16 protein-coding genes are annotated in these 16631 nt (G+C 60.5%); 5 read left to right on the plus strand and 11 right to left on the minus strand.

From position 1 onward, the window contains the following. Positions 1-124: 124 nt before the first annotated feature. Positions 125-586, plus strand: coding sequence for a helix-turn-helix transcriptional regulator (locus IPK09_16165; protein ID MBK7985133.1), 462 nt, complete (start codon positions 125-127; stop codon positions 584-586). A 42-nt stretch (positions 587-628) separates the two neighbouring features. On the opposite strand, the gene IPK09_16170 is transcribed toward IPK09_16165, so the two are convergent. The 5 genes from IPK09_16170 to IPK09_16190 all read right to left on the minus strand — a co-directional run bounded on the left by IPK09_16170 (position 629) and on the right by IPK09_16190 (position 3910). Then, positions 629-1303, minus strand: a complete 675-nt coding sequence (locus tag IPK09_16170; GenBank protein ID MBK7985134.1) for an anti-sigma factor — start codon at positions 1301-1303, stop codon at positions 629-631. Continuing rightward, positions 1300-1857 (minus strand): sigma-70 family RNA polymerase sigma factor, encoded by a 558-nt coding sequence (locus tag IPK09_16175; GenBank protein MBK7985135.1) that lies wholly within the window; start codon positions 1855-1857, stop codon positions 1300-1302. Before IPK09_16175 ends, IPK09_16170 begins: the two co-directional genes overlap by 4 nt. 118 nt (positions 1858-1975) lie before the next feature. Further along, entirely contained in the window at positions 1976-2764 is a 789-nt protein-coding gene (locus tag IPK09_16180) for a putative DNA-binding domain-containing protein (protein ID MBK7985136.1), read from the minus strand. Next, positions 2751-3707 carry a DUF692 domain-containing protein gene (locus tag IPK09_16185; GenBank protein ID MBK7985137.1) on the minus strand — a complete coding sequence of 319 codons (957 nt, stop codon included), beginning with the start codon at positions 3705-3707 and terminating at the stop codon, positions 2751-2753. The genes IPK09_16180 and IPK09_16185 overlap by 14 nt, the downstream gene beginning before the upstream one ends. Beyond that, positions 3620-3910 (minus strand): DUF2282 domain-containing protein, encoded by a 291-nt coding sequence (locus tag IPK09_16190; GenBank protein ID MBK7985138.1) that lies wholly within the window; start codon positions 3908-3910, stop codon positions 3620-3622. The genes IPK09_16185 and IPK09_16190 overlap by 88 nt, the downstream gene beginning before the upstream one ends. A gap of 776 nt (positions 3911-4686) precedes the next feature. On the opposite strand from IPK09_16190, the gene IPK09_16195 reads away from it, so the two are divergent. The 4 genes from IPK09_16195 to IPK09_16210 all read left to right on the plus strand — a co-directional run bounded on the left by IPK09_16195 (position 4687) and on the right by IPK09_16210 (position 9942). Next, the gene (locus IPK09_16195) at positions 4687-6051 is read left to right on the plus strand and encodes a replication initiation protein (GenBank protein ID MBK7985139.1); all 1365 of its coding nucleotides are present in this window, start codon (positions 4687-4689) and stop codon (positions 6049-6051) included. Positions 6052-6184: 133 nt separating this feature from the next. After that, positions 6185-8659, plus strand: a complete 2475-nt coding sequence (locus IPK09_16200; protein ID MBK7985140.1) for an EAL domain-containing protein — start codon at positions 6185-6187, stop codon at positions 8657-8659. Positions 8660-8823: 164 nt separating this feature from the next. Beyond that, positions 8824-9294: a hemerythrin family protein gene (locus IPK09_16205; GenBank protein MBK7985141.1), complete on the plus strand. Its 471-nt coding sequence runs from the start codon at positions 8824-8826 to the stop codon at positions 9292-9294. Positions 9295-9312: 18 nt separating this feature from the next. Continuing rightward, positions 9313-9942: an alpha/beta hydrolase gene (locus IPK09_16210; protein ID MBK7985142.1), complete on the plus strand. Its 630-nt coding sequence runs from the start codon at positions 9313-9315 to the stop codon at positions 9940-9942. Positions 9943-9973: 31 nt separating this feature from the next. Here the strand turns inward: IPK09_16210 and IPK09_16215 are convergent, their stop codons facing one another. From IPK09_16215 to IPK09_16240, 6 genes are all read right to left on the minus strand, one after another. Beyond that, on the minus strand, positions 9974-11938 hold the full coding sequence (locus IPK09_16215) for an APC family permease (GenBank protein MBK7985143.1): 1965 nt from the start codon (positions 11936-11938) through the stop codon (positions 9974-9976). Positions 11939-12079: 141 nt separating this feature from the next. Then, positions 12080-13390: a sensor histidine kinase N-terminal domain-containing protein gene (locus IPK09_16220; GenBank protein ID MBK7985144.1), complete on the minus strand. Its 1311-nt coding sequence runs from the start codon at positions 13388-13390 to the stop codon at positions 12080-12082. 82 nt (positions 13391-13472) lie between these two features. After that, positions 13473-13640 carry a hypothetical protein gene (locus IPK09_16225; protein ID MBK7985145.1) on the minus strand — a complete coding sequence of 56 codons (168 nt, stop codon included), beginning with the start codon at positions 13638-13640 and terminating at the stop codon, positions 13473-13475. 96 nt (positions 13641-13736) lie between these two features. Beyond that, a complete protein-coding gene (locus IPK09_16230) occupies positions 13737-13916 on the minus strand; it encodes a hypothetical protein (protein ID MBK7985146.1) in 180 nt (59 codons plus the stop codon). 413 nt (positions 13917-14329) lie between these two features. Beyond that, positions 14330-15214 (minus strand): ParB/RepB/Spo0J family partition protein, encoded by an 885-nt coding sequence (locus tag IPK09_16235; GenBank protein MBK7985147.1) that lies wholly within the window; start codon positions 15212-15214, stop codon positions 14330-14332. After that, positions 15211-16416, minus strand: a complete 1206-nt coding sequence (locus IPK09_16240) for an AAA family ATPase (GenBank protein ID MBK7985148.1) — start codon at positions 16414-16416, stop codon at positions 15211-15213. The genes IPK09_16235 and IPK09_16240 overlap by 4 nt, the downstream gene beginning before the upstream one ends. Positions 16417-16631 lie beyond the last annotated feature (215 nt).

Below are 16631 nucleotides of genomic sequence, written 5' to 3' on the forward strand. Positions count from 1 at the left end.
GGGTTGAAATCGGGGGAACGGTGCGTGGCCACAGCCGCGAAAACCACTGGCAGCATAGTGGATTTCGCGTGATTGTGGTAGAGAGTTACTTTTCTGTAACCACCTAAATATCAAGGGTATAGCTATGAACAGACCGACTAACGATCCTCCGCCCCCATTCGGCCCTGGCCGCACTCGTTGCCGCTTGGAAAGATGCCTGGATGTAGTGTCGGGAGCTTGGACGCTGCGGATTCTTTGGTGTCTGCTCGATGGCCAGCCCCACCGTTTTTCTGAAATCGAACGGCGCATTGCGGGTATTTCGGCCAAGGTGCTCGCCAGCAAGCTGCGGGATTTGGAGCGGCACCAGATCATCCAGCGCCACGCGTTAGGATCCGCGATACCGCATGTCGAATACCAACTGACGGAACGTGGCCGGGCCTTCGAGCCGATCTTCCAGGCGATGGAGCAGGCGGCCCAGCAGTTGTTTCCCGACCCAGGGGAAAGCGGCGAAACCGAAGCGGTCAGCCCAATCGAAGAATCCGATCTTTTCAAACCCCACTCGAAACCGCCTCTAGAACCGCGCCAGAAGCCCGTACAGGCGTTTTGACGGATTTTCCTACCTAGGGTAGCGGGTCAACCTGAAAATCGCTTAAATCGCCTTCCAGCGAGTCTGATACAGCGGTTCGATCGGGGGTGGCGGTTTGGGCGCCATCGGCTGCATGGTGACCCAGAGTTCGCCCCGCGCCGCCTCCGGCACGCCCGCTGGCATCGGCAAGGTGCGGGCGCCGCCATCGTCCGGTAAGACACCGAGCATCACCGGCGGCGAATCGGCGGGTTTCAGCCACAGAAAACAGCGTTGGTCGGAGGGCATCGCCATCGGTCGCAGGTTACTGACGTGCAAGCGGCCATCGTCCGTCCGCGCCACCGTCCATAACAGCTCCCGTTGCTTGCCACGAATGGCCGCAAAGCTCATATCCGCTTCCGAGAGGGGCGCCATCAGTTGCGGCGCTAGCGCGACGACCGTCGCCAATGCTCCAGCCGCCGCCCAGCCGCGCCAAAACGTCAGGCTGTCCCACCACGACCGGCGCGGTTCGGCGGCGAACAATCGCTGCTGGAGGGCGTCCCAAACCTCCGGCGGCGGTGAGACCGGGGGGCTGTCAACCGTCAGTCGGTTCAAGCGACGCTCCCAGTCGGCCACCGCCCGACGCAACATCGGATGCGCCGGCAGCAAGCGTTCGAAGCGGCGGCGGGCGGACCCGTGCAAAGTACCCAACACATACTCGGCAGCCAACCGGTCGCGCCAGAGGGAATGCGAGTCATTCATGACGCCTCCCCCAAACAGATTTTCAGGCGTTGCAAACTGCGCCGCACCCAAGCCTTGACCGTTCCCAGCGGCCGATCGAGCGACCGCGCGATAGCGTCGTGGGTCAAGCCCTCGAAATAGGCCAGTAACACGGCGCGGCGCGGTTCCGGCTCCAACGCCTCCAAACAGCGGGCCAGCGCGCTGTCGCCTTGCTGGACATACATTTCCTCTTCGGGGCTCAAGCCCGGGTCGGCCATCCTCGCCCAGCCGTCATCATCCAATTCGGCGCGGTGGCGGTGGTCGCCCCGTCGCAACCGGTCGATGGCGAGATGGCGGACGATACTGCCCATCCAGGTGATCGGCTGGCCGAGTTGGGACCGATAGTCTCCCGCGCGCTGCCAGATCCGCACGAAACCCTCTTGCAACAAATCGGCCGCCGAATCCCGGTCGCGCGTCAGCTTCAACAACAGGCCGTACAGAATGGGCGAGGTTTGCTGGTAAAGCGCTTCAAAGGCGCGACGGTCGCGCAAGGCACAGCGGGCGAGCAGGTCGGCCAGCAAGTCGTGAGATGCCATTGAGAGTGTTCGAACAGTGGGTCGAATGACGCAGTATAAGCGGGATCGGGCGCGCTCACCGCCAATTCCCGCGATCGCCCGCCGCGGCCACCGTCCCAGCGAAGCGTCCGCGCCGCGTTCAACCGCTGCCACCGCAGCTATCCTCCCAGGAGAACACCAACAGCTCGTCATTGAGGAACCGAGCGAGCGCGACCGCGCAATCAAACATCGAATCCCGCCCGGCGGCTATCGCCACCGCCTCGGCCAGCGGACGGTTTTCCGCGAACGCCGCCAGCAAAGCAAATTCTCCGACGGCCGACAACCGCTGGCGCACCGCTCCTTTTTGCCGCCATACCAGCACGGATTCAGCGCGGCTGAGATCGACCGCTTCCAAGGGTTCGCCGGCGGGCTGGTGTGCGTCCCAGATGGCGTGAATCGGCCAGAGCGATTCCAATAAACGGGCGGAAGGGTGCGGCCTCAAATACAGCTCGCCCAAGCCAGCCGGCGGCGCGGCGGCGAGTTGGGCCGGCGTCAGCGGCTCTCGCTCGACCGCGAACAAGGCTTCGTTGCGAGCCCACTCCAGCCGGGCGACATCCGCCAGCCACGGCAATTCCGCCAAGGGTTGAAAGTCGGCCAGAAACCCCGGCAAATGGCCGCCGTACTCATACAGCACCGGCCGACGGGGCGGATGGCGGGCCGCGAACGCCAGCGCGGTAGCGGTAAAGCACTCAACGCCAACCAATTGCCGGACCACGGGAAACGCGGCCTCCAGCACGCTCGACAACGCATGACGAACGTTGTTGCGATAGACCGCCAAGCGTCGTTCGCGCTGCCCGAAGGAGTCGGCCAGCACCTCCAGCAATTCCCGCTCCGAGCCGCCCGCCAGCACGGCCCGAGCGAAACGCTCTTGCAGTTCAGCCAGCCGCATCGCTCGCCTCACGCAGACAGGCTTCGGCCCGCTCGGCTTCGGCCAACAGCACCGGCAATGCCGGAATATGGGTGTCCCATTCCATCAGCACCGGCTTGGGACCGGTGCGCGCCAGCGTGGCCGCCAGCAAGCGCCAAACGGGTTCGATCACCGCCGAGCCATGATCGTCGATCAACAAGTCGCCGAATGCGGTCGCCACTCGGGCGTGGCCGGCGATGTGGATTTCCCCGACCGCCGCCAGCGGCAGCCGATCCAAGGACGCCATCGGATCGGTGCCCTGATTCAGCGCGCTGACGTACAGATTGTTCACATCCAACAGCAGGCCGCAGCCGGTGCGGCGCGCCAGCTCCGCTAGAAACTCAGCTTCATCCCAGTCCGATTCAGTAAATCGCAGGTAAGCGGACGGATTTTCGACCAACAAACGCCGGCCGAACGCTTCTTGGGCGAGATCGATGTTCGCCGCCACCACAGCCAACGCCTCACGGGTGTAGGGCAAGGGCAGCAAATCGGCCAGAAAAATGCCATCCGGCGCCGTGGACCACGCCAGATGCTCGGAGATCAACTCCGGCTCCAACCGGTCGTACAACGCCCGCAACCGCGCCAGATGCGCCCGGTCCAGCCCTTCCGCCGAACCCAGCGACAAACCCACCCCGTGACAGCTCAGCGGATAGTCGCTTCGCAGCCGCTCCAACGCCGCGACGCGCGGGCCGCCCGGAGCGAGGTAATTTTCGCTGTGAACCTCCAGCCACGCCGCTGGCTGCGGCGCGGCCAGAAAGTCCGGCAGGTGAAGATGGCGCAGTCCGATTCCCGCTTGATTGGGAACGACGGTGCGGCTGCGGGTCTCGGTCACGCCGCTCAGCTCGACGCCGGTTTGCCTTGACCCTTGAACGCTTTCATCTGACCCCCCATCTTCTCGCAGGTGCCTTTGGCGACATACTTCCATTCCTGACCGTCATAGCTGGTTTTGGAGTGACCGGAGCAATCGTGCGTGCCGGCGGCGCTGGCGCAATCGTTCTCGCCGGCCTTGGCGATGCCGTAGCACTTGTCCTGATTTTCTTTGGCGGCGAACGCTGGGCTCGCCACCATGCTCAAGGCTCCAGCGACAGCGGCGGCGAGCGTGAGGTGGTTCAAGGCGGTTTTGGTCATGACAGTGTTCCTCAAGGCTAAGGGTTGGTAATGCGAGCCGAACTGTTCGGTCCGACATGATTGCTTACGGGATCGAGCCGGTTTTGGATGCAAGGCGCAAATGATTTTCTGACCGTCGGTTGTCGAGCGCGGTCTCGGTCATCGGGAATTTACTGTTTTTGGGGACGTTAGGAATTTATCCCGACCACCGATTTTTGAGTATTTTAATCGGTTTTGAAAACTTGGAAAAAACGGCGACGACGCTCGTTTAAAAACGTTTAAAGACGTTTAAAAGAAACGTTTAAAGAATGTTTAGGTTGAAAATTTATTTTAAAAATCAATATACTATAACACGTAATGTCCCCGTTTATGGGACGTAATGTCCCCGTTTATGGGACGTAATGTCCCCGTTTATGGGACGTAATGTCCCCGTTTATGGGACGTAATGTCCCCGTTTATGGGATGAAAAACTCCAATGTCCCCGTTTATGGGATTTTTTCGAGCTTTTCGACACAAATCCGCAATAAATTTCAGAATAACTCCTTGTTAATCAATTAATTGCTTTTTCATTTTTTTCAAACCGTCCCCCGCGTGACACTTCGGATGCCAGCGCTGGCTGGCGGCGATTTCAGAGGGAGAAACCGGCCGGACCAAAGCGGTGAGCGCCAGCAAATGTCCCCGTTTATGGGATAAATATGTCCCCGTAAAATTTCTCTTGACAGGGGGACATTTTTGCTAGACTACGAGACATGGCACGCAGTAGGGAAAAGCACAATAGCGTGGATGCGGGCCGAAGAATGGTCGTCGCCGATCTGGCCGATCAAAATCTTAAAAAGCACATTGCCGCCATCCACATCAACAACCGGCTGACGCTTACCCAGCGTAAAGCCTCGAATGTATTGTTGTATAATGCCTACGAAAGCCTGTTGACCGCGCGGGTGCACCGTATTCGGGTCAAGGATCTCGCCGAGGCGATCGGATTCAACACCCACAACCTCGACCCCCTCAAGGAAGCCCTGAAAACGCTGGCGCGCACGGTGTTGGAATGGAACATCCTCGATGAGGATGGCCGTCAGGAAGAGTGGGGCGCCACCACCTTGCTGGCTCAGGCGGTCATCCGGGGAGGCTACTGCGTTTACGCCTACAGCCCCGAACTTTGCGAGAAGCTCTATCGGCCCGAAATTTATGCACTGCTCAACCTCAGTATCCAACGCAAATTCAGCAGCAGCTACGCCCTGGCCCTGTACGAGAACTGCCTGCGCTACCGGCGGATCGGCACCACCGGCTGGATCGGATTGGACATCCTCAAGCGCTTGTTGGGGATCAGTGAAGCGGATGGTTATTATCAGGATTTTCGAAAGTTTAACGACAAAGTGATCAAACCGGCGGTGCGGCAGGTGAACGACACTTCGGATCTGGTGCTGGAAATCGATTACCAGCGCGATCACCGCAGGATCACGGCGGTGCGGTTCCGCGTCAGCGACAACCCGCAGATGTTGTTGTTCGCCCAACATCAGGCCGGGTTGGCCGCCGCCGAGGAACCGCCGCCGGCCGTCGACAAGCCAGAGGATCGTTTGCAGCGCCTGGAGCACGTGCGCGAGAAGCTTTCGACTTTCGGTTTGAGCGCCCGCCAGATCCGCATGGCGCTGGCCACTTACCAACCGGATTATCTGGAAGAAAATATCGCAATCGCCGAGCGTGATATGACGGCGGGCAAGGTGCATAATTTACCAGCGTATTTGATGGCCGCCTTTCGCGAGGACTATCGCGCCTCGAAGGTGACAAGGCCGCTGCTTCCGTCCAATTCCACCACCGCGCCGGCCCAAACTGAGGAAGCCGCATTGCCGGAAGCCCAGCAAGAGCGCTTGCGCACGCAATTTTTGGCTGCGCGCTTGCAAGCGGCCCTGGATCGCCTGACCCAAGTCGAACGGAAAGCGCTGGAATCCGACTATGTAGACCTGCTGGAGCGGGGCGACGGATTTGAAGCACGGCTTATTTTGGGGTTGTATCGCAAGAACGGGTTGCACAGTAAAATCGTGGAAAGTCACTTTCGGGCGTTCGCGCGCGAGCGGTTGGTCGAACCCTACGATGAAACGGAATTTGCCGCCTACGCTTCTTCGCAGAGCCGGAACGAGCACGAACCGCTGAAGGAGGTGTCTTGAGGCTCTCACCCTGGAAGCGAAACGGATGGATCGGCTGAGCTTGCAAGCAGGCTTTTGCTCCAAAAAGTTGGGGCCGTCAGCGCGCGCGTTTTTTGAAGCTCGAAGCCCCAACGGACGAGTCCGGCGGGTTGGCTTGCTGCTGCTTTGGGTGTGCTGGGTCGGGCTGACCTTCTCGCTGGCCGCCGGGGCGGCCGCTCAGCCCGAGCGCTTGACCGAGAGCAACTTCGATAGCTACGGGTTGCGTTTGTGGGTCGGCGGCGGCCTGTTGCTGCTGGGGATGCTCGGCATCCCCGTGGTCATGCTGTTCGGCCGATACCGCCATGTCGTCGGGGAGCGAAACGAGCTCAAGGGACGCATCGGCGGCTTGAACGACCGGCAGTGGGAGCTGGAAGTCGAAGTCGAGCGGTGGCGCCAGGGCAACACCGCCCGCCAGCACCAACTGGAAACGGAAGTCCACCAGCTGCGGCAGGATGTGGCCCGCCAGCGCGGGCTGGAAGCGGAAATCCAACGGTTGCAGCAAAGCCTGGAAACGCTGCGGGAGAGCGAGCAGCGCTATCGGATGATCACCCAGCAGCTGCCGGCGGGCATCTTCATGACCGATCTGCAAGGCGAGTGCCGTTACGTCAACGACCGCTGGTGCCAGATGACCGGGCTGACCGCCGAGCAGGCCGCGGGGGTGCCGTGGACCCAGGCCGTGCATCCCGACGAGCGCGAGCAGGTGTTAAAGACGTGGCGGCAAGCGGTGCGAGAGGGGAGCGAGTTTGCGGTCGACCACCGGTTTCGAAGCCTCTCGGGCCGGACGACCTGGCTGGATACTCGCGCCGTGCCTTTGCGCGACCGAGCCGGCCGCGTGACCCACTATCTGGGCGCCAATACCGATATCGCCGATCTCAAGCGCACCGAGGAAACCCTGCGCGCCAGCGAAGCCCGCTTTCGCAGTTATTTCGAATTGCCCCTGGTCGGCATCGCCTTGATCGGGCCGGACAAGCGCTGGTGGGAGGTCAACGACCGGCTGTGTGATTTGCTCGGTTACCGGCGCTCGCAATTGCTGCGCTTGAGCTGGGCGGAACTGACCTATCCTGACGATCTGGCGACCGATCTAGCCCAATTCGACCGGATGATGAACCGGCGGATTGATGGTTATTCGCTCGAAAAACGGTTCCTGCGTCAGGATGGCGCCTTGCTTCACGCCAGCGTTTCCACCCGCTGCGTGCGCCGCCCCAACGGCGTGGTGGATTACTTCGTGGCGGTCATCCAGGACATCACCGAACGCAAACAGGCGGAAGAGCACATCCAGCATCTGGCGCATTTCGACGTGCTGACCGGCCTACCCAACCGAGCGCTGCTGGGCGACCGTCTGGAGCAGGCGGTGTTGCGGGCCTTGCGCGACCGCGTGCAAGTGGGCGTGCTGTTGGTCGATCTGGATCACTTCAAGCGGATCAACGACACGCTCGGCCACACGGTCGGGGATCAGTTGCTGCGGGAGGTCGCAAAGCGCTTGCAGGACTGCGTGCGGCAAGGCGACACCATCTCCCGGCAGGGCGGAGATGAATTCGCCATCGTCTTGCCCGATCTGGAAGAAAACGACGGCGCCGCCCGGATGGCGGAGCGGATTCTGGGCGTGGTGAGCGAGCCTTATCAGATCGAGGATCACGAGCTGCATATCAATTGCAGCGTCGGCATCAGCCTGTGTCCCCGCGATGGCCGCAGCGCCGAAAACCTGCTCAAGAATGCCGACAGCGCGCTGTATCGGGCCAAGGATTTGGGCCGCAACAGCTACCAATTTTATCTGTCTGGCGCCACGATCATCGCCCGCGAGCGGCTGAATCTGGAAAATAGCCTGCGCCATGCCGTAGAGCGCCAGCAACTGGAATTGTATTATCAGCCCAAATGGGATTTTCACATCGGCGCCATTACCGGCGCCGAGGCGCTGGTCCGTTGGAACCATCCCGAACTCGGCTTGCTGCCGCCGGCTCGCTTCATTCCGATCGCCGAGGACAGCGGACTGGTGTTGCCGGTAGGTGAATGGGTCTTGCGGACGGCGGTTCGCACGATCGGCCAACTGCATAAAAACAGCTATCCCGGATTTCGGATCGCGGTCAATTTATCGGCCCGCCAATTCCGGCAAAGCGATTTGACCGATCTGGTGAAAGGGTTATTGGCGGAAACCGGCTTTGAGCCAGCCTGTCTGGAACTGGAGCTGACCGAAGGGATTTTGATGCATCACACCGAGGATAATATCGCGGCGCTGAGAGCCTTTAAAACGATGGGGGTTCGAATCGCCATCGACGATTTTGGCACCGGCTACTCGTCGCTGGGCTATTTGCAACGGTTTCCGGTCGACGTTTTGAAAATCGATCGCTCTTTCGTCACCGATTTACCGACCAGCGACAGCAACGCCGCTATCGTGGATGCGATTGTCACTCTGGCGCACGGCCTCGGGCTGGAGGTGGTGGCGGAGGGTGTGGAAACGCTCGAACATGTCGAGTTCCTGCGGGCGCACGGTTGCGATCAAGGCCAGGGTTATTATTTCGGTCGGCCTTTGCCATTCGCTGAGTTTCAGAACCTGCTAGCGCACGATCGGCTGCGCGCGGCGGCGGTGGCCTGAGCGCCACCGCTGGCTCATATCGACCGATGGCCAGTGACCCTTTACCGAACAGGCCGTGCGTTGCGGGTCTTCGCATCGACGGCCGACCGGTTTTTACAAAATGCGCCTTACAATAGTTTTACGAAAATGCGGGCTTTTATTGGAATACAGAACTGGAGATGAGCATGAAAGAATTTATTCCGTGGGCGGATGAGCTTTCGGTCGGTATCGAGGAAATTGATGAGCAGCATAAGGTGCTGGTGGTCTTGATTAACAAGCTCTATGATGAAACAGTAAAACCCTATCCCAATTCCACCGTTGTCGAAGATATTTTAAACGAGCTCGTCCAATACACTATCGTTCATTTTGCGCTTGAAGAAAGCCTGTTCCGCATATTTGATTACCCTTATTATGAAGCGCACAGAAAACAGCATGAAGACCTCAAGAAAGAGGTGATTGCAATTCAAAATAAATTCAGGACCGATGCCAAAGCGGTCAACCTGGAGCTTATCCATTTTCTGAGAAAATGGCTGCGAGAACACATCATGGGGACCGATAAGAAATACACCGGATTCTTCCTCGAAAAAGGGCTGAAAGGAAGCTGGAACAAGCGCTCTTGGATAGGGAAAATCTGGGATTCGGTCTATTCCAAATAAACTCGCGGGTGCGGTTCGATGCCGGCCGTCGAACAACCCGTTTCGTTCGCTGCGGGTTCGCTGCGTCTGGAGGGGCGGTTGTGTCAAATGGCCGGGCCGAAGGCGGCGCTCATCACCCACCCTCATCCGCTGTATGGCGGCGATCTCGACAACCCGGTGGTAGGGGTCATCGCCGCCGCCTACCAGCGACGGGGTTACACCACGCTGCGCTTCAATTTCCGGGGCGTGAACGCCAGCGAAGGCCAGTACGCTGACGGTCCGGGCGAGCGGGACGACGTTCGAGCCGCCGCGACGTATCTGGCCGAACGTGACAAGATCGTGACCGACCTGGCCGGTTACTCCTTCGGGGCTTGGATCAACCTGACGCTCGCGCCGCCGCTGGCCTCGGCGCGCCGGCAACTGCTGGTGGCGCCGCCGCTGGCTTTTCTGGATTTCAGCAATCTGCCCGAGCCGGTTGCCGAATGGCTGGTCATCGTCGGCGAGCGCGACGAGTTCGCGCCGCCGGCGCGGTTGCGAGAATGGCTGCGACGCTGGCAGCCGACCGCCCGGTTGCACGTGCTGCCGGGAACCGACCATTTTTATGGCGATGCCTTGGACCGCTTGGCGGTGTCGGTCGAAGCGTTGCTAGACCCGTCGCTGGATCGATAGCGACAGGCTTTGGAACGGTTCGGCGCGCCGTTCAAATCTTCAGCGGAATCACGATCATCTGGATTTCCCGCATGTGCAGGCGGCGCTGCATGGCGAGGGCCGTGTGGTTGTGCAGCCACGAGATCAGCCAGCTCTCGTTGTCGAAGATCAGCTTGCTCCCCAGGCAAACCGAAGTAGGGTAGTCCGCCACCACTTTAACCACCAGTTCTTCCAGCTTGTTCTCTACGTCGGTGCCGTAAGCGGCATAAGAGGTGGCGGCCAGACCCTGGCTATGGCAATAGTTGACGTAGTAACGCAAGGAATTTTCGATCTGGTATTGCAAGGAGCGCAGCGCGCCCTTGCCGCCGTAGCTTTCCGCGTCCACCTCGCCGATGCTCACAAAAACAAAGTTCTTGAAGTGCCCGCTGAATACTTCATTGATCCATTTGAGGGCGTACATGCCCAAGCCGCGGTTTTTGCCGATCAGGAAGATGGCGGTCGGTTGTTCGGGAGCCAGCGGCGGTTCGGGCAGGTCCTCGCCCCAGTCGGGGCGGGGCGCATATAGCGCGTCGATCTTGCGCAACTGTTGGCGGACGTGTTCGTAGTGGCGCTTGACCAGAGCGCAGAGCGCGATGAGCAGACCGGTGATCAAGATGGTCAGCCAGCCGCCCTCGGTGAATTTTTCCACCACGGTGACGATCAGGATGCCGCCGGTCACCGCGAACCCGAGCAGAGATAGCAGCAGGTGCGGTTTCCAGTCGATCTCATCGTAACGGCTGGCCCACCAATGCTTGCATAGCCCGAGCAAGGACAGCGAAAAAGTAATGAAGACATTGATGCTGTAAAGCACCACCAGCACCGACACGTCACCCTTGGTCCACAGCAGGATGACGAGCGCGCCCAGCCCCATCAGCAGGATGCCGTTTTGGGTGACCAGCCGGCCAGACAGGTTGCGAAACTGTCGCGGTACCCAGGAATCCACCGCCATGTTGGCCAGCACCGTCGGACCGCCGAGAAAGCCGGTGTTGGCGGCGACGAACAGCAAGCCGCCTTCCAGCGCCAGCACCACCGCCAGCAAGGCATGATCGACCAGCGGCCCAAATCCCCAACTGTCGATGATGGCGCTGAAAGTGACCGCGTTCAGCGTTTGGTGGGGAACGTATTGGGCCTGCCACAGCAAGTACAACAAGATGACGCCGCCCGCGGTAAAGCTGAGCGAGGCGGCCATGTAGAACATGGTGTATTTACCGGTGCGGACGCGGGGCTCGCTCAACATGTTGACGTTGTTGGAAACCGCCTCAAGGCCGGTGTAGGTGCCGCCGCCCAATGAGTAAGCCCGCAAGAACAACGAAACGGCAAAGACCCAGCCCATTTGTTGGGTCAGCTGTTGGGTTTCGGTGATCGTGTCCGGGATCAGATGAGGCAGCCCTTCGAAGTGCGCGATAATTCCGTAGACGATCAGAAAGGCGTGGGTGAGGAAAAATCCCATGAAAATCGGCAACAGCACCCGAATGGATTCCTTCATCCCGCGCAAGTTGAGCATGATCAAGACGATAATCAGCGCGACTTGGGTCGGCAGCTTGTACGCTTGCGCGCCGGGCGGCAGCAGGCTGAACAGAGCGTCCACGCCGGCGGCGATCGAAATAGCGATGGTCAGTATGTAGTCCACCAGCAACGCCGACCCCGATACCAAGCCGGCGCGCGGCCCCAGCAGTTGGGTGGCGACCTTGTAGCCGCCGCCGCCGCTGGGGAACAATTCAATCACCTGGTTGTACGCCAGGGCGATCACGAACACGGTAAGCGAAGTGGCGGCGGCGAGATAAAGCCCGAAATGGGTGTACTGACCCAGGGCTAAAAAGGCTTGCTCCGGGCCGTAACAGGCGGAGGATAAACCGTCGGCCCCCAGACCGATCCAAGCCAGAAAGGCGACCATGGCCAAATTATGGCGGGTCTCGGGGTTGAGCGGGTCGTACGGCTTGCCGAAGACCGCGTCCTTGAGTTTATCGATGAACGGCATGGGCGTTTCTTCTCATCATTGGTCTTATGCCGGCGCTCACTATACTCCAAAACCCGCCGCTCGCGGTCCGTGGCAGGCGCGCGCCAACAGGCTCCGAGCGGCCTTGGAAAGCCCTATCGGCCCTGCTTCCGGGCGATGTGGTCAAGCCATGACTCGGGCCTGCGGGAAACGCACCGTGACCCGCAAGCCCGAGCCGTTTTGAGAGGAGTCCAAATCGATGCGAGCGTGATGCCGGTCGGCGACGCGCCTGACGATCGCCAAGCCGAGCCCGCTGCCCGGCGCCGCGGCGTCAGCCCCGCGGTAGAAGCGGTCGAACACGCGCGTTTGTTCGGCGGGCGGGATGCCGGGTCCGGTGTCGCTGACCGCCAGCACCACCTCGGTTTCGGTCTGACGCACCTCGATATCCACGCGTCCGCCGGCGGGCGTGTAGCGCAAGGCGTTGCCGACCAGATTGTCGAGCAAGGCGCGCAGTTCGGCCGGATCGCCGGTCATGGTAGCCGGTTCGCCGGACAACAGACCCAGATCGAGCGCTTTGCTATCGGCGATGGGCGACTGCTCCACCACCACGGTTTTGGCGAGCTCAAGCAAATCCATCGGCTCCAACCGACCGGTCGGCTCGGCGTCCAGTCGCGCCATAACCAGCAGTTGTTCGATCAAATGCGTGGCGCGCCCCAAACCGGCTTCCAAATCTTGAATCGCGCCGGCGCGCTCCTCAGCCGTGCTGGCGTGTCGCGCCAACGCGGCTTGCAGGCGCACGGCGGTCAGCGGGGTGCGCAGTTCGTGGGCGGCGTCGGCGATGAACTGCCGCTGGTTGTCGAGCGTTTGCGCCAACCGCGCCAGCAGCTCGTCAAGCGCGCGGATCAGCGGGGTGATTTCCGTCGGCAGGCGATCCGCGGCGACCGGTTCCAGCGCGCCGGGACGGCGGCGCTGGATCTCGGAAGCGATCCGGTACAACGGTTGCAAGCTCGCGCCCACGCCGAACCAGACCACTAGCCCCATGCCGGGCAACAGCAGCAGGAACGGCGCGAGGTTGCGCAAGGCGATATCGGCGCTCATCCGCAAGCGCACCCCTGACGGTTGGGCGACTTGCACGATTCGCTCGCCGGCATGCAGCGCAAACAGCCGCCAGGACTCGTTTTGCCAGGCGAGATCGGCGAAGCCGGGTTGGGTGGCGAAGGGCAGTTCCCGCTGGCGCTGGGAGACGTATAACAGACCCCGACTCCGGTCCCAGATTTGCACTGACAGATCGCCGGTCACCTCGTTGTCGCCGCCGATGGCCAGGACGAGCAGATTTTGGTTGCGCAGCGCCAGCGCGGTTTGTTGCAACTGGTAATCGAACAACGCATTGGTTTCGGTCCGAGCCTGCCGGTAGGCGGCGTAGCCAGAGGCGGCCAATACGGCGGACAAGCCGGCCAACAGCCACCACAGAAGCCGTTGGCGGATGGAATTCACGAGCGGGTTCCAGCCCGTCGGAGCGGCGGGCCAGATGGGATGCAAGACCGCCGGCCGCCGGAGCGGCGGGCCGGAGCAGACGCTAGCGGGGGGCGCGCAAACGACGGACGGCCGCCAGCCATTCCTGAGCCAACTGCTGCCGTTCCTGCCGGGGTCGGGCTTGATCGGTCGCGATAAAATAGGCGCTCATGGCCTTGAGCGCCGCGCGGGTTTGCTCCTGAGAGCCAGTGATGCGGGGGGAGGGAAACATGACGGCGCACCTCAAAAAATCAAGTTAATAAAAATTTAAATTAATCAATTAACTAACAATTAATAAACGATGCAGAACGGCGAGCGCCGCCGCGGCTTACTCGGCTTCCTTGGACGAGTGGGTCAGAAAATCCCGAATGAACCGCCGCACCTCCCTCGAAGCGGTAGTATCCATTTCTTGACAAGTTTCGATGAACGCATCGCGCAACGTCGCCTCGATCCGGACCACCAGCTTTACATCATCGTCCTTGCTGGATTTCTTTTTGCTTTTCCCCATCGGAAAAATCTATTTTGTATATACAAGGATAATACATAGTATGAATTTAGTTTTCTGTCAATGGTTGTTTTGCAAGCGGTGACGGCTTTACTGGAAAAACGTGACAGTCGCGCTTCGCCGATTGCAACGGTAAGACTGAAGGAGTGAGAGTGACTAAAGGCTGCTCGGGTGGCGACGGCAAGGAGGCGGGGCTTGATGGCCGTGGCCGGGATCGCACCCGTTACTGTCAAAGGCGAATCGGCAATAAAAAGACCGCGCCTGGAGTGGCGCGGTAAAGTGAGGTCTACCACAAACATTGTTGATATATAATTTTTACATTATATCGTTTTTATAAAAAAATTCAAGTAAAACACGATAAACGGTAAAATAACTGTTATTAATATTAAATTACTTACAGATGTAAAATTAAATTATCATTTATCGGCTTTATTGATTCCAATGGTGGATAGAATTCCATCGCACTCCTCAAGGCTGGAAAAGCTGATTTCGATACGCCCGTAACCGCGAGCGGCGTCGTAGCGCAACCGGACCGGGGCAGCCAGCCGCTCTCGCAAGCGTTCCTCCAACCGAACCAGGTCAGGATCGCGCGCTACGGTCGAGCGCGACGGTGGGGAAGCGGCCAGCAGCGTCCGGCGTCGCTCCAGCTCGCGCACGCTCCAGCCGGCTGCGGCGGTTTGTTCGGCCAGCCGGACTTGCGCCGCGCGCGACAAACCGAGCAGCGTTTTTCCGTGGCCGGCTTCCAGCTTTCCGTCTTCGATCAGCTCTTGCACCTTCGGATCGAGGCTCAACAAGCGCAGCGCCTTGCTGATGGCCGGTTGCGACAGGCCGAGCAGTTCCGCCAGTTGCTCCTGAGTCAGGTCGAACTCCTCGCGCAACCGCCGCAGCGCCCGCCCTTCCTCGATCGGGTTCAGGGCGCGGCGCAACAGATTTTCCACCAGGGCGATGGCGGCGGCGGTGCGGTCGTCGGCTTCCCGCAGTACGGCCGGCACGCTGCTCAAACCGGCCTGTTGCGCCGCCCGCCAGCGCATGTGGCCGGCCAGAATCTCGTAACTGCCGTCCGCCAGCGGCCGGACCACCAGCGGCTCGATGATGCCGAACTGGCGGACGCTGCGTTCCAGTTCGGCCAGATAGTCGTCATCGGTACGGTGCCGGGGCTGGTAGCGGCCGGCGATGATCCGGTCGAGCTCCAGTTGGCGGATGGCGCCGTCATCGTCGCTTTTCAGCAGGCTGCCGTTGAAGCTGTGACCGCCGGCACCGATCCAGTCGCTCAAGCTTTTCAGCGGTTTGCGGCGGCTCATACGATCACCTTGGCGCGGTGCTCGGCCGCCTCGATGCCGCTGAGCACTTCCTGTTGCCAGAGCTGGCGCACCGCCAGCAGGATTTCGGAATTGACGCCATCCAGCATCATCACCGCCCGGTTGTAGGTGTCGCGGGAACCGCGCGGCTGGTCGATCTCGTAGATACTGACCTGATCGCTGGCGGATTTTTGCAGCTCCTTGGTCAGGCCCATCCGGTTGCTGAGCAGCAATTCGCCGTAAGCGCCGTTGATCACGGCGATGTTGTTGAGGGTTTCGGTGCTGGCGTCCACCTTGGTCAGCAGGATGCTCAGCCGCTGCACGTTGATTTCCCGCTCGTACAGCGCGCAAATCTGCTCCAGGATGCGGAAGTATTGAACGCTGGAGGAAATGTCGTACATGTGCGGGACGATGGGCATAACGATCAGATTGGCGGCGGCGATGGCGTTCAATGACAGCATCCCCAGCGAGGGTGGGGTATCGATCACGACGATGTCGTAGCCGTCCTCGATCTCTTTCAGCGCCCGGTGCAGTCGCACCGGCGGCGGTCCCAGCGCTTCATTGTAGCGCTCCTCCGGTTGCGACAGCCGCCAGTCGGTGTATTGCAGGGCCAGTCGGGCCGGAAGCAAGTCGAGATTTTCCCAATGAGTGGGTTTGACCGCTTTTTCGATCAGCGCCGGGCTTTCGGTCAGAGCTGGAAACAGGTCGTCACCGTCGCCGAGATCGAGATCGGGGATGAAACCGAACGCGCCGGTGGCGGTGGCTTGGGGGTCGGCGTCCACCAGCAGGACGCGGTAGCCCTCACGCGCCAGATATTGCGTGAAATGCAGCGACATGGTGGTTTTCGCCACGCCGCCCTTGAGGTTGGAAAACACCACTCGCACGCAGCCGGCGCCGAGCGGCCGGCCGGGCCGTTTGCCGATGGCGGCGCGGATGCGGTTGACCTCGTTGTAGTTGTAAATCCGCCGCTGGATCGAGCCGGCTTCCACCAACCGGGGTTCGGGCAAGTCGCCGCGCAGTTCCAAATTACGGATGTGACTGGCGGTGCAACCGGCCAGTTGCGCCGCCCGTTCGATGCCGAACTCGGGCAAGCTCTTGACGGTGTGTCGCGCCTCTAGCGCATCCAGCAAACGGCGCTGCATCTGGCCGCCGCGCTCCGCCGCGTTGCGGCACAGGGTTCTGAAATTGAATCGCATCGCTTGCATGAGGTCCGCTCCCACTGAATGCCAGCCTGATCCTGATTTTATCGCATGAACGCCAAATTTTCGGATTTAACTGAAAAGCGACTTGATCGATGAGTTTCGGTTAAAGCGCCGCGAGCGGCTGGCTGTTGGTGACGGCTCACCGTGCAAACACCAAAACCGTGCGGCGGGCCGCCGTCAATGAATTGACAACGCAGCGGGCCGCTCGCGCAGAGTGG

It is taken from the genome of Candidatus Competibacteraceae bacterium, from assembly GCA_016713505.1.
Taxonomy (GTDB): domain Bacteria; phylum Pseudomonadota; class Gammaproteobacteria; order Competibacterales; family Competibacteraceae; genus Competibacter_A.